The 13,206-nt window shown below is 72.8% G+C and carries 12 protein-coding genes; 6 read left to right on the plus strand and 6 right to left on the minus strand.

Annotated elements, in window-relative coordinates; all coding sequences use genetic code 11:
* Position 1: 1 nt before the first annotated feature.
* Positions 2 to 1,417: a 3-isopropylmalate dehydratase large subunit gene (gene leuC, locus ABD875_RS06115; RefSeq protein ID WP_345172257.1), complete on the minus strand. Its 1,416-nt coding sequence runs from the start codon at positions 1,415 to 1,417 to the stop codon at positions 2 to 4.
* A 92-nt stretch (positions 1,418 to 1,509) separates the two neighbouring features.
* Here leuC and ABD875_RS06120 point away from each other — a divergent pair, with 92 nt between their 5' ends.
* Entirely contained in the window at positions 1,510 to 2,232 is a 723-nt protein-coding gene (locus tag ABD875_RS06120) for an IclR family transcriptional regulator (RefSeq protein WP_345172259.1), read from the plus strand.
* Positions 2,233 to 2,291: 59 nt separating this feature from the next.
* Here ABD875_RS06120 and ABD875_RS06125 read toward each other — a convergent pair whose 3' ends face one another.
* From ABD875_RS06125 to ABD875_RS06135, 3 genes are read right to left on the minus strand one after another with little or no spacing between them, the layout of a single operon-like run.
* Positions 2,292 to 2,816, minus strand: a complete 525-nt coding sequence (locus ABD875_RS06125) for a hypothetical protein (RefSeq protein ID WP_345172261.1) — start codon at positions 2,814 to 2,816, stop codon at positions 2,292 to 2,294.
* A gap of 6 nt (positions 2,817 to 2,822) precedes the next feature.
* Positions 2,823 to 3,302: a methylated-DNA--[protein]-cysteine S-methyltransferase gene (locus tag ABD875_RS06130; protein ID WP_345172263.1), complete on the minus strand. Its 480-nt coding sequence runs from the start codon at positions 3,300 to 3,302 to the stop codon at positions 2,823 to 2,825.
* 1 nt (position 3,303) lies between these two features.
* Positions 3,304 to 4,785 (minus strand): DNA-3-methyladenine glycosylase 2 family protein, encoded by a 1,482-nt coding sequence (locus ABD875_RS06135; RefSeq protein WP_345172265.1) that lies wholly within the window; start codon positions 4,783 to 4,785, stop codon positions 3,304 to 3,306.
* Between the two features lie 178 nt (positions 4,786 to 4,963).
* Here ABD875_RS06135 and ABD875_RS06140 point away from each other — a divergent pair, with 178 nt between their 5' ends.
* The 4 genes from ABD875_RS06140 to ABD875_RS06155 all read left to right on the plus strand — a co-directional run bounded on the left by ABD875_RS06140 (position 4,964) and on the right by ABD875_RS06155 (position 9,343).
* Positions 4,964 to 5,995: an LCP family protein gene (locus ABD875_RS06140; RefSeq protein ID WP_345172268.1), complete on the plus strand. Its 1,032-nt coding sequence runs from the start codon at positions 4,964 to 4,966 to the stop codon at positions 5,993 to 5,995.
* Between the two features lie 125 nt (positions 5,996 to 6,120).
* Positions 6,121 to 6,678, plus strand: a complete 558-nt coding sequence (locus ABD875_RS06145) for a TetR/AcrR family transcriptional regulator (RefSeq protein ID WP_345172270.1) — start codon at positions 6,121 to 6,123, stop codon at positions 6,676 to 6,678.
* Positions 6,675 to 7,820 (plus strand): hypothetical protein, encoded by a 1,146-nt coding sequence (locus tag ABD875_RS06150; protein ID WP_345172272.1) that lies wholly within the window; start codon positions 6,675 to 6,677, stop codon positions 7,818 to 7,820. Before ABD875_RS06145 ends, ABD875_RS06150 begins: the two co-directional genes overlap by 4 nt.
* 44 nt (positions 7,821 to 7,864) lie before the next feature.
* Positions 7,865 to 9,343, plus strand: a complete 1,479-nt coding sequence (locus ABD875_RS06155) for an amidohydrolase family protein (RefSeq protein ID WP_345172274.1) — start codon at positions 7,865 to 7,867, stop codon at positions 9,341 to 9,343.
* A 19-nt stretch (positions 9,344 to 9,362) separates the two neighbouring features.
* Here the strand turns inward: ABD875_RS06155 and ABD875_RS06160 are convergent, their stop codons facing one another.
* Positions 9,363 to 10,628 carry a PucR family transcriptional regulator gene (locus ABD875_RS06160; RefSeq protein ID WP_345172276.1) on the minus strand — a complete coding sequence of 422 codons (1,266 nt, stop codon included), beginning with the start codon at positions 10,626 to 10,628 and terminating at the stop codon, positions 9,363 to 9,365.
* Between the two features lie 162 nt (positions 10,629 to 10,790).
* On the opposite strand from ABD875_RS06160, the gene ABD875_RS06165 reads away from it, so the two are divergent.
* Positions 10,791 to 12,002 carry a class I adenylate-forming enzyme family protein gene (locus ABD875_RS06165; protein WP_345172278.1) on the plus strand — a complete coding sequence of 404 codons (1,212 nt, stop codon included), beginning with the start codon at positions 10,791 to 10,793 and terminating at the stop codon, positions 12,000 to 12,002.
* Here the strand turns inward: ABD875_RS06165 and ABD875_RS06170 are convergent.
* Positions 11,981 to 13,201, minus strand: a complete 1,221-nt coding sequence (locus ABD875_RS06170) for a cryptochrome/photolyase family protein (RefSeq protein ID WP_345172280.1) — start codon at positions 13,199 to 13,201, stop codon at positions 11,981 to 11,983. The genes ABD875_RS06165 and ABD875_RS06170 overlap by 22 nt on opposite strands.
* Positions 13,202 to 13,206 lie beyond the last annotated feature (5 nt).

Consider the following 13,206-nt stretch of genomic DNA (forward strand, 5'->3'; position numbering starts at 1 on the left):
GTCAGTTGCTCCCAACAGAGACGAGGTCGGCGGGCGAGGACAGGGTGCCGCGGACGGCGGTCGCCGCGGCGACCGGGACCGACACCAGGTGGGTGCGTCCGCCCTTGCCCTGACGGCCCTCGAAGTTGCGGTTGGACGTCGACGCGCTGCGCTCGCCCGGCGACAGCGTGTCGGGGTTCATCCCCAGGCACATCGAGCAGCCCGCGCCGCGCCACTCGGCGCCGGCCTCCTTGAAGACCTGGTCGAGCCCCTCGGCCTCGGCCTCGAGCCGGACCCGCGCCGAGCCGGGGACGACGAGCATCCGCGTGCCGTCGGCGACCTTGTGACCCTTGATCACGGCGGCCGCGGCGCGCAGGTCCTCGAGACGGCCGTTGGTGCAGGAGCCCACGAACACGGTGTCGATCTTGACCTCGCGCAGCGGGGTGCCGGCCTCGAGGTCCATGTAGGTCAGCGCGTTCTTCGCCGCGACCTGGTCGCTCGCGTCCTCGAAGTCCGCCGGCGACGGGATCGTGCCACCCAGGGGTGCGCCCTGGCCGGGGTTGGTGCCCCACGTGACCCACGGCGTGATGTCGGCCGCGTCGATGACGATCTCCTTGTCGAAGACGGCGTCGTCGTCGGTGACCAGCGTCTTCCAGTGCGCGACGGCGGCGTCCCAGTCGGCGCCCTTGGGCGCCTCGGGCTTGTCCTCGAGGTAGGCGAACGTGACCTCGTCGGGCGCGATCATGCCCGCCTTGGCGCCCCACTCGATGCTCATGTTGCAGACGGTCATCCGGGCCTCCATCGAGAGCTCGCGGATCGCCTGTCCGCGGTACTCGACGATGTAGCCCTGGCCGCCGCCGGTCCCCTCCTGGGTGATCAGGTAGAGGATCAAATCCTTGGCGGTGACGCCCTCCGGGAGCGAGCCGTTCACCGTGACGGCCATGGTCTTGGGCCGCGCCTGCGGCAGCGTCTGGGTCGCGAGCACGTGCTCGACCTCCGACGTACCGATGCCGTGGGCGATCGAGCCGAACGCGCCGTGCGTGGACGTGTGCGAGTCACCGCACACGATCGTCATGCCCGGCTGGGTCAGCCCGAGCTGCGGTCCGACGACGTGCACGATGCCCTGCTCGATGTCACCGAGCGGGTGCAGGCGGACGCCGAACTCCTCGCAGTTCCTGCGCAGCGTCTCGACCTGCGTGCGGGAGACGGGGTCGGCGATCGGCTTGTCCCAGTCGAGGGTCGGGACGTTGTGGTCCTCGGTGGCGAGCGTCAGGTCCGGGCGGCGCACCTGGCGGCCGGCGAGGCGGAGGCCGTCGAAGGCCTGCGGCGAGGTCACCTCGTGAATCAGGTGGAGGTCGATGAAGAGGAGGTCCGGCTCCCCCTCGACCGAGCGGACGACGTGCTCGTCCCACACCTTCTCTGACAGGGTCTTGCCCATCGTTTACCTCTCCCTCACGCCTTCGTGATCGAGTTTCGATCTCACATACCGTACCACTTGCATCCCAGGTTGTGAGACGGCAGTATTGCCATATGGACAACTCCAGTGGCGTCGGCGTACTCGACAAGGCCGCTCTCGTGCTCACCGCCCTCGAGTCCGGACCGGCCACGCTTGCCGGCCTGGTCGCCGGCACCGGCCTGGCCCGGCCGACCGCCCACCGGCTCGCGGTCGCCCTCGAGCACCACCGTCTCGTCGCGCGCGACATGCAGGGCCGCTTCGTCCTCGGGCCGCGGCTCTCCGAGCTCTCGGCCGCGGCCGGCGAGGACCGGCTCCTCGCCACCGCCGGCCCGGTGCTCGCACGGCTGCGCGACATCACCGGGGAGTCCGCCCAGCTCTGGCGCCGCCAGGGCGACCACCGCGTGTGCGTCGCCGCCGCCGAGCGCCCCTCCGGCCTGCGCGACACGATCCCGGTCGGCTCCCAGCTCACGATGCGTGCCGGCTCGGCCGCCCAGGTGCTGCTCGCGTGGGAGGACCCGGAGCGCATGCACCGCGGCCTGCAGAACGCCGCGTTCTCGGCCGCCGCTCTCTCCGGCATCCGCCGCCGCGGCTGGGCCCAGTCGATCGGCGAGCGCGAGCAGGGCGTCGCGTCGGTGTCCGCCCCGGTCCGCTCCCCCGGCGGCAAGGTGATCGCCGCGGTCTCGGTCTCCGGCCCGCTCGAACGACTGTCTCGTCAGCCCGGCCGGATGCACGCCCCCGCCGTGCTCGCCGCCGCGGAGCGGCTCTCGGAGTCGCTGCGGCGCGCTGCAGCTGAGTGATGTTGCCGTCGAGTGACGTGAAGTGGCCGTGAAGTCGGCCTTCCGGCAGCCATTTCACGTCACTCGACGGGCGACGGCCGCACGATCCTGACGCGCAGCGGCTCGGACTCGACGGTCTCGAGGACCGCGGGCCCTGGCGACAGGGTGCTCGGCACGACGAACGTCCACGTCACCTGGCCGAGCTCGTTGTCCTCGGCCGAGCCGGCGTCGGCCACGGCGAGCGAGATCTGCTCCGGTGTCTGCTTCCCCTGGAGCACGACGAGCTCGATGTCGGACATCGGCTCGGACTTCCCCTCTTCCCCGACGTCGTCACCCGAGCAGCTGGGAGTGACCGACTGTGACCCGGTGTCGTCGCACCCCGTGCTGAACCCGCGCCCGGTCACGGTGACCTCCTCGCCCGGCACCAGCGGGATCCGCCTTCCGTCGTCGTGCCCCTCGATCGCCAGCGTGGGACCAGCGCACGAGGCCGCCGCCGGGCTGCCGGGATAGGGCACCAGCGCCAGGCCGAGCAGGGCGGTGATCAGGACGAGGAACGGCGCGCGCATGCCCATCGGACGCGTCGGTGGCTGCTGTCGTTCCGTCACACCGGCTCAGAACAGGGCGTCCTGCTCCAGCTCGAGCAGCAGCTGCTTGCGCTCGAGTCCGCCCGCGTAGCCCGTCAGGGTCCCGTTGGCGCCGATGATGCGGTGGCACGGGATCACGATCGGGATCGGGTTGCGGCCGTTGGCGAGGCCGACCGCGCGGGACGCGGCGTTGGTGTGGCCGAGCCGGTGCGCGATCTCGCCGTACGACGCGGTCTCGCCCCACCCGACGCCGAGCAGCTGGGCCCAGACGCGCTGCTGGAAGTCGCTGCCCTGGGGCGCGAGCGGGAGGTCGAACTCCTTGAGGTCGCGGTCGAAGTAGGCGCGGAGCTGCCGGGCGGCCTCGACGAGCAGCGGGTTGTCGTCGGCGCGGTCGCCGCGCACCCGGCCGTCGTTGTCACGGAACGGCGAGAACTCGATCGCGGTGATCGCGCCGCCCTGCTCGACGAGCCGCAGCTCGCCGATCGGTGAGTCGATGACGGTCCACATCTCAATGCTCCTTGGTGGTCGGCGTGAGGGTATGCCAGAGGTGCAGCTGCGCGTAGGAGCGCCAGGGCGCCCATGCCTCGGCGAGGTGCGCGGCGGTCGACGGGTCGCGGCCGAGGCCGGCGAGCGCGTCGCGGATGCCGATGTCGGTCGGCAGGAAGACGTCGGGGTGGCCGAGCGCGCGGAGCGCGATGTAGTCGGCGGTCCACGGGCCGATGCCGGGGATCTCCAGCAGCGCCTCGCGGACGGCGCCGCGGTCCGGGCCGCGGTCGAGCGCGATCTCGCCCGAGGCCAGCGCCGAGCACAGCGCGACCAGCGCGCGCCCCCGCGAGCGGGGCATCGGCAGGTCCTCGGGGGACAGTGCGGCCAACGTCGCCGCGGACGGGAACAGGTGGGTCAGCCCCTCGCCCGGGTGTGCGACCGGCCGGCCGTGCTCGGCGACCAACCGCGCCGCGACGGTGCGCGCGCCCGCAACACTGACCTGCTGCCCGAGCACGGCGCGGACGGCGATCTCGTGGCCGTCGACGTGGCCCGGCACGCGCAGCCCCGGCGTCGCCCGCACCAGCGGGCCGATCACCGGGTCGCCGGCGAACGCGTCGGAGACCGCGACCGGGTCGCAGTCCGCGTCGAGCATGCGGCGTACCCGCTCGGTCGCGGCCGCGGTGTCGCGGAGGTCCTCGAGCGCGAACGTCGCGGAGACGAACGCCGTCTGCCCGGTCTCGACGACGTCGGGGATCTCGAGCCGGACCGTGCCCGACCCGTGCGGGAGCGAGAGCGTCCGGGCGTACCACCCGGCACCGGCGGTCTCCACCCCCGGGATCGCGCGGACCGCGAGGAAGTCGAGCAGCGCCCGGCCCGCGAACGGCGTGCGCACCGCGAGCCGCATGGTCACCGCACCGGTCGTCGCCCCACCGCCGCGGCGGCCGCGCAGGTCGGTCGGCGAGGACGCGTAGACCTCGCGGATCGTGTCGTTGAACTGCCGGACGCTGGAGAACCCGGACGCGAACGCGATGTCGGCGTACGTGAGCTCGGTGGTCTCGATCAGCACCCGCGCGGTCTGCGCGCGCCGGGCCCGCGCGAGGGCGAGCGGACCGGCGCCCAGCTCGGCGGCGAGGATCCGGGCCAGGTGGCGCGGCGTGTAGCCGACGCGGCTCGCGAGGCCGTCCACCCCCTCCCGGTCGACGACTCCGTCGGCGATCAGGCGCATCGCGCGGCCGGCCGCGGTCGCGGCGACGTCCCAGTCGGGGCTGCCGGGCGTCGCGTCGGGCAGACAGCGCTTGCAGGCGCGGTACCCGGCGGCCTGGGCGGACGCGGCACTTGGGTGGAACGTGACGTTCTGGAACGCCGGGGTGCGGGCCGGGCACGACGGGCGGCAGTAGATGCCGGTCGTGCGGACCGCGGTGTAGAAGACTCCGTCGAAGCGCCGGTCGCGCGACTTCACCGCGCGGTAGCACGACTCCGGGTCGAGCCTCTCGGTGCTGGTCATGTCTCCCATCCTGACCGACGCCGCCGACACCTTCTGGCGGAAATCGGACACCGCCATCAGCGTAGTAACGCCGGGTTAACAGGCCGCGTCTAGGCTGATCCCGGATCTCGGGGATCCTTGGGGAGGGAACACCACCGTGCCGGATGCTCGACGCCGACGCACAGTCCTGCGCGTCATCGTGGTCGCCGAGCTCGTCGTCGCGCTGATCACCGCCGCCACCGTGGTCTTCGCCTACCACCGGGTCGACTCCGAGATCGACGAGGGCGGCGACATCGAGCACGTGGCCCAGCGTCCGGAGCCGAAGCTGCCGTCCGGCACGTACAACCTGCTGGTGCTCGGCACCGACACCCGGGACTGCGACGACTGCGGGATCGACGGCGAGGGCGGCAAGGGCGGCTCGGACCTGACCCTGCTGATCCACGTCGCGGACGGACGCCGGTCGGCCTACGGGATCTCGATCCCCCGCGACACCCTCGTCGACCGCCCCGAGTGCACCCTCGAGGACGGCACGACGATCCCCGCGGCCACCGACGTGATGTGGAACGACGCGCTCGCAGCCGGTGGTCCTGCGTGCACGGTCGCCCAGGTCGAGGCCGTGACCGGGGTCTACGTCGACGACTACATCGTCGTGGACTTCGGCGGCTTTAAGGACATGGTGGACGCCCTCGGCGGCGTCGAGGTCTGCATCCCTGCCGAGATCGACGACCCGGAGCACAACATCCACCTCGACGCCGGGACCCAGACGCTGGACGGCGACGCCTCGCTCGCGTACGTGCGCCAGCGCACCTCGACCCCGAACGCCGACCTCGGCCGGATGAAGCGGCAGCAGGCATTCATCGCCTCCATGCTCAACAAGATCACGTCCGCCCAGATCCTCACGAACCCGACCAGCGTCTACCGGTTCGCCAAGGCGGTCGCCGGGTCGATCACGGCCAGCCCGGACATCGCGAGCGTCGGCAAGCTCGGCAAGCTCGGGCTCTCGCTGCAGGACGCCAACCTCGACAAGATCAAGTTCGTCACGGCGCCCACGGCCGAGTTCCCGGAGGTCGACCCGAACTGGGGCCGCCTGCAGCTCACCACCGAGGCCGACCGGCTCTGGGAGAAGGTCGCGAACGACGAGCCGCTCGGCAGCTTCGGCAAGGGCGCGATCAGCGGCAACAACCAGAACGGCGACAAGGACGTCGCCGCCGCGAACGGGCTCTGCGCCTAGAGGAACCTCGCGACGTACGGCGCGAGAACCGCTCGCGCAGCTCGTCCTCGTCGAGCCCAAGTCGGCCGCACGGTGGTCGACGGTCCAGGTGCATCGCGCGCAGTTACGTTACGGTCAGTTCCGTAATGACGACAGCACCTGGTAGACCACGTGACCGGCGCATCGACCACGCCGTCCTCGCCGCGACCGCCGAGCTCCTCGTGGAGGTCGGGTACGCCGACCTCACGATGGACGCCGTCGCCGAGCGCGCCGGGACGACGAAGCCCGCGATCTACCGGCGCTGGCGCAGCAAGGCGCACCTGGTCCACGAGGCGGCGTTCCCCACCGACGCGGAGCGGGTGCAGGTGCCCACGACCGGCTCGCTGGCGACCGACCTGCGTGCCATGGTGCGCGCCTGCGTCGACGTGTTCGCCCATCCGGTCGCGCGCGCCGCGGTCCCCGGCCTGATCGCGGAGCTCGCCGCCGATCCCACGCTGCACGCGACGCTCGTCGGGCGTCTCGCTGACGGACCGCTGGGTGCGGCACGGGACCGGCTCTCCCGCCCCGGCCTCGATCCCGAGGCCGTGATCGAGGCGATGGCCGGGACGACCCTGCTCGCCCTGCTCTTCCGCGGCGGCGACGGCCTCGACGACGCCTGGATCGACCGCACGACCGACCTCCTCCTGAAAGGCATCGCCGCATGACGTACGAATCCACCGCCGCGTGGCACGAGCTCCTCGACGGCCTGCGTGACCTCGAGGGCAGCTTCCTCACCGGTGACCGGGCGGTCTCCGGCGAGCAGGCCGTCGCCGACGGCTACCGGATGCTCGCGACCGTGCTCGGCGTCGGCCTGGACACGTACCTGTTCTCCGACCCCGGCCGCCCGGTGTTCTCCGACATCGTCACGCCGTTCCGCCGCGACCGGCGCTGGGGCGGCGACAACACCGACGCCTACTACTCGTTCATCGTCATCGATCCGCAGCGGCGCTACCGGATCAGCGGGCAGCGCGGCGACAGCGCCTACTTCTCGGCGACGGTCTACAACGAGCCCGCCCCCGGCGCCTGGTCCGACAAGGTGATCGGCGTCGTGAAGGACGAGGACCTCGCGTTCGACGCCGCCGGCCGGTTCTCCTTCGAGCTCGGGCCGTCCCGGCCGGAGGGGTACGACGGCGTCTTCGTCGAGCTCGCGCCCGACGCGGCCGCCGTCCTGACCCGCGACTACCAGGTCGACCCGCTCACGGGCCGGCGCGTGCAGTGGGAGGTCGAGGCGCTCGACGAGCCCGGTCCGCTCGACCGCGGCGACGCCGGGACCGCGCAGGCGCTGCGCTCCACGCTCACCTGGCTGCGCACGATGTTCGCGATCGTGCCGCTCGCCGTCGGGGTGCGCAACGACGACGAGCGGCACGACCTCGGGCACGAGATCTCCCAGGTCGCCAACGACTTCGCCGACCCCTACCAGGTGCCCGACTTCAACTTCGGCTGGTCGGCCACCGACGCGTGCTACTCGTTCGGCAGCTTCGACCTCGCCGAGGACGAGGCGCTCGTGGTCACCCACCGGCCGCCGGAGTGCCGGTTCTGGAGCCTGATCGTGTGGAACCAGTACATGGCCGGGCGCAACGTCACCGACGGCCGGATCTCGGTCAACGGCGGCGCCGCCGTACCGAACGCGGACGGCACCGTGACGACCGTGATCGCCCGCCGGCAGCTCGACCACCCCAACGCGATCACCACGCTCGGCCTGCCGCGCGGCAACCTCGCGTTCCGGTGGTTCCTGGTCGACCGGGTCCCCGACAGGCCGGTGGTCTCACTCGTGAAGATCGACGAGGCACCCACCGCGGTGTTGTAGCCCCCACCCAACCGCCACGACCGCGCGGACGTGAGAATCGAGGGATGACTACGACGATCCTGCGCGGTGGACGCGTCATCGACCCCGCGGCCGGGACGGAGACCGTCGCCGACGTCGTCGTCCGCGACGGCAGGGTCGCCGAGGTGTCGACGGTGCCGGTGCTCGACGCCGATGCGACCGTCGTGGACGTCACCGGCCTGGTGGTCGGGCCCGGGTTCGTGGACCTGCACAGCCACGTGCACTCGATCGCCGGGCAGCGACTCCAGGCGTTCGACGGCGTGACCACCAACCTCGACCTCGAGGCCGGCCTGATGCCGATCGGCAAGGCGTACGCCGACGCCGCGGCCGCCGGCCGGGTCCTCAACTACGGCTTCTCCGCGTCGTGGGCCGACGCCCGCGGCCAGGTGCTCTCCGGCATCACGCCGACCGCCCGCTTCGACTCGTCGACGAACCTGCTCGGCGACCCGGACTGGCAGCGCACCTCCTCCCCCGCCGAGCTCGCCGCGTGGCTCGAGCTGCTGGAGGGCGAGCTCGCGCAGGGCGCGCTCGGCATCGGGATCCTGATGGGCTACGCGCCGCGCTCGGACCCGAAGGAGTTCCTCGCGGTCGCCCAGCTCGCCGCGAACGCCGGCGCCCCGACGTTCACCCACGTGCGCGAGCTGGTCGAGGCCGACCCGACGACACCGATCGACGGCTCCAGGGAGATCGCGATCGCGGCCAAGGAGACCGGTGCCGCGATGCACCACTGCCACGTCAACAGCACCTCGCGCCGCCATGTCGACCGGGTGCTCGGCACCCTCGACGACGCCCGCACCGCCGGCTCGCGGGTGAGCGTCGAGGTCTACCCGTACGGCATGGGCAGCACCAGCATCGGCGCGTTCTTCCTCGCGCCCGAGCGGCTGGACGCGTGGGGCCTGACCGCCTCGAGCATCGTGATGCTCGCGAGCGGTGAGCGGATCTCCGACGTACGCCGTCTCGCGGAGCTGCGCGAGCTCGACCCGGGCGCCACCTGCGTCGTGGAGTTCCTCGACGAGCGCGACGAGGCGGACCGGGCGCTGCTGCGCCAGGCCCTGGCCTACCCGGACGCGATCGTCGCCAGCGACGCGATGCCGCTGGAGTGGCCCGACCGCCGTGAGGACTCCCGTGAGTGGCCGCTGCCGCCGGGCGCAGAGACGCACCCGCGGACCGCGGGCACGTTCGCCCGCAGCCTGCGCCTGATGGTGCGCGAGCACGGCCTGTGGTCGTGGGCCGAGGCGTTCCGCCGCTGCTCGTTCCTGCCCGCCCGGGTGCTCGACGAGGTCGCTCCGGCCATGCGCGCCAAGGGTCTGCTCGCGCCGGGCGCGGACGCCGACCTGGTCGTGCTCGATCCGGCCGCCGTCACCGACAACGCCACCGTCACGGACCCGACGCGTCCGTCGAGCGGCGTGCGGCACCTGCTGGTCGGCGGCACGTTCGTGATCCGCGACGGCGAGCTCGACCTCGGCGCCTACCCGGGCCGCGCCGTCCGCGGCGAGACGAGGTAGCAGACGGGGCCGTGCTCCGTCAGCCAGGCTCGACGAGCACCGTCGAGCCCAGCCAGCGGGCGGCGACCAGGGCGAGCTCGAGCTCGAACCGGTCGTCGTCCAGCGGTCGGCCCCGCGCCTCGGTCGCTCGCTCCACGCGGTAGCGGACCGTGTTCTTGTGCAGGTGCAGCCGCTCCGCCGTGGCGGTGTAGCTGCCCTGCTCCCCCAAGAACGCGTGCAGCGTCTCGCGCAGCCGTGCCGATCCGGCGGTGTCCTCGGCGAGGCGGCCGAGGGCGGACCGCACGAGCCGGCGGGTCGACTCGAGGTCGCCGGCCAGCATCGCGCCGGCGCGCACCTCCGCGTCGTCGTACGACGTCAGCGGACGGGCTGCGTCCCCAGCGGCCATCGCGAGCTGCTGGGCACGCAGCGACTCCAGGTGGCTGGTCCGGAACCCTTCGACGCCGGCGGCGGGCGTCCCGGTCGCGACCAGGACCTGCCCGGCGTACTGCTCGATCTCGAGGGCGAGCAGCGCCGGATCGGCGAGCACCGCCTCCCGGCCCAGGGGCAACCAGGCCCAGGTGACCGCTCGGTCGCGCGCGTGGACGAGCGGCTGACCGACCGCGCGGGTGAGGCGCGAGAGTGCCTCCAGGACCCGTTCGGCCACCGCCATGTCCAGGCCCGACGTGGCGCCGCGCGACCAGAGGACGATCCCGAGGTGCTGCTGCCGCAGCCGGTAGCCGAGCGCGCGCTCGGCCGCCTCGATCGCCGGCTGCCCACCGCCCAGGATCTCGCTGACCATCGCGACCCGGACCGTGCTGCGGTGCGCGAGCCACCGCTCCCGCTCCGCCTCGTAGGTGTGGACGACCTGCTCGGAGATCGCGTCGATGTAGCCGAAGGTCAGCTCCACCAGGTGCCGCGCGGCCGCGACCGCGACGGCCGGGTCCGACTCCATCTCGGCCAGCTGGTCGAGGGCCCAGTCGAGCAGGCCCTCCTGCCCCAGTCGGTAGGCCCGGACCATGGCGTTCGAGGAGATGCCCCGCTGCGCCAGGAGCCGGGCGAACTCCTGGGCCGCGATCGGCGCCACGGGCTCGGTCGCCCGGACGGCGTAGCGCATGATCCGGGCCAGCGCGTCGAGGTTGCTCTCGGTGCTGGCGGCGAGCAGCCGCAGCAGCTGCTCGTCGCCCTGGAGCGGCTCGATCGTGGCGGCCAGGTGGCCCGCCATGTCGCCGGTGACTCCCGCGAGGTCGCGCGCCAGCAGCTCGCCCAGCTGGGCGGTTCGACGCTCCGCTCCTCGATGCACCTCCATGTGACGCACACCTCCTTTTCGGCATCAGAGACCCAAGAATCATCGACTAACGAGCCCGATTGCACCAATCGAGGGCTCGACTTCGTATCCAGCGTACAAGTTCTGGCAGTCGGAGCGGCCCTACCTTGAGGTGCACGACCATCCCGATCACGAGGACCTGAGTTGACCGTTCCGACCTACCTTCCGTGGCACAGCCGCATCGCCTACGACCTGCGGCCGTGCGTGGCCGACGAGCGACGTGCGCTCACCTACTCCGAGCTCGCCTACGAGGTCGAGGCCGTCGCCGAGCAGCTGGCCGAGCACGGCGTCGACCGCGGCTCGGTCGTCGCGCTGGCACTCCCGAACCAGGTGGAGCTCGTGGTGGCGATGCTCGCCGCCTGGCAGCTCGGCGCCGTCGCGGCCCCGATCGACCCCTCGCTCACCACCCTCGAGTCCGACAGCCAGGTCGCCGCCAGCGAAGCCGCGGTCGTCGTCGCCACCGAGGACCGCTCCGCGCGCCATCGGCGCCGGGTGCTCACCGCCGCCGGCCTGCGCCGGACCCGGATCGGGATGCGCCTGCCGGCGCCCACGACCGCGCTCGATGCGCCCGCCCTCATCGTCCACGCCAGCGACTCAGTCGGCCGGCCCCAGCGCGTCGTGCTCACCCACGGCAACCTGGCCGAGATGGCGAAGTCGCTCGTCGCCCATCTGCGGATCACCCTCGAGGACCACAGCCTGCTGGTGCTCCCGCTGGCCCACAGCACCGCGATCGGGGCGAGCTTCCTCGCGCCGCTCTCGGTCGGGGGCCGGGTCAGCATGATCGGCCACGATGCCTCCGCGGCGTCGGTCCTCGACGCGGTGAAGCGCCTGCGCCCGACGTACTTCTCGGGGACCGCCACGACCTTCTCGACCCTGGCCTCGACCCTGACCTCGACCCTGACCTCGACGCTGGAGGAGCGCCGGGCCGACACCTCCAGCCTCCGCGTCGCGCTGTGTGGCGGCACGACCCCCGCCGCGGACGTCGTCGCGGCCGGTGAGGAGGCGCTCGGCTGCCCGGTCGTGGAGGGCTACGGCCCGATCGAGGGCTCCGGCGCCACGACAGCCAACCCGCTCGACGACCGGCGGCCCGGCACCGTGGGGGTCGCCCTCCCCGGGCAGGAGGTCGCGATCATGGACCCCGACGGCGGGCTCCTGCCCACCGGTGCGTGCGGAGAGGTCGTCGTCCGCAGCCGCACGGTGATGCAGGGCTACGTCGACGACCCCGAGGCGACCGCGCTCGCACTCGGTGACGGCTGGCTGCACACCGGCGACGGCGGCGTCCTCGATGAGGACGGCTTCCTCTTCCTGGGGGCCCGCCTGCGCTCGGGCACGGGTCAGCGGCGGGACCGCTGGTAGCGGTCGAGCGACTCGCGGCGCTCGTCGCCGTGGTCGACGACCTGCTCGGGGTAGCCCTTGGCGTACCCGTCGTCGTACCGCCACGGCTCGTGCGCCTTCTTGCCCGGTAGGTGCGCGAGCTCCGGGACCCACCGGCGGACGTAGTCACCGTTCGGGTCGAACTGCAGGCCCTGCTTCACCGGGTTGAAGATCCGGAAGTACGGCGCCGCGTCGGTCCCGGTGCCCGCGACCCACTGCCAGCCGTGGTTGTTGGACGCGATGTCGCCGTCGTTCAGGTGGTCGAGGAAGTGCCGGGCGCCGACCTGCCAGCGCACGTGCAGGTCCTTGACCAGGAAGCTCGCGGTCACCATCCGCAGCCGGTTGTGCATCCAGCCGGTCTCGAGCAGCTGGCGCATCCCGGCGTCGACGAACGGGAAGCCCGTACGCCCCTGCTTCCACGCCTCGACGAGCTTCTCGTCGTCGTCCCACGGCATCCCGAGCGGGTGCAGGTCCTCCCACGCCGACTCCGGCCGGTGCCACAGCACGTCGGCGTAGAACTCGCGCCAGATCAGCTCGGTGACGAACGCCGGCTCGCTCGTGTGCGCGAGGACGGTCCGCGGGTGGATCTCTCCGTGGCGCAGGTGCTCCGAGAGCCGGCTCGTCCCCTCGACGTCGGGGCGGTCACGCGCGTCGGCGTACTCCTCCTCGCAGAACTCGCGCAGCCGGTGCCGCGCGAGCTCCTCGCCGGCGGTGGTCCGCCAGCGAACGCCGGGCGGGCGCGGCAGCGGCGGCTCTACCTCCTGCTCGCGCCAGGCCCGGGCGAACGGCGTGAACACCTGGTACGGCGTGCCCGCGCCGGTGAGCAGGGTGCCTGGACGGACGGCGTACGGCGTCCCGGTCGCGACCAGCTCGACCCGCTCCGCGACGGCCGCGTCGCGCCGGCGGGCGTACGGCGTGAACTCCTCAGTGACGTGCACCCGGCGCGCGCCGAGCTCGTCGACGAGGCCCGCGATCACGTCGACGGGGTCACCGGTGCGGACCACGAGGGCGCCGCCGGTCGCGTCGTCGAACGCCGCGAGCGAGGCGTCCAGCCGCGCCGACGTGCCGAGCCGGGGGTCGCGGACGAAGACCGGCACCACCGGCCCGTCCTCGGTGGCGGCCCACAGGGCGGGGTGGTCGTCCAGGCGCAGGTCGCGCCGCAGCCAGAGGATCGCGGTCATCGCTC

The organism is Nocardioides caricicola, assembly GCF_039541135.1.
In the GTDB taxonomy this organism is placed as follows: Bacteria; Actinomycetota; Actinomycetes; order Propionibacteriales; family Nocardioidaceae; genus Nocardioides; species Nocardioides caricicola.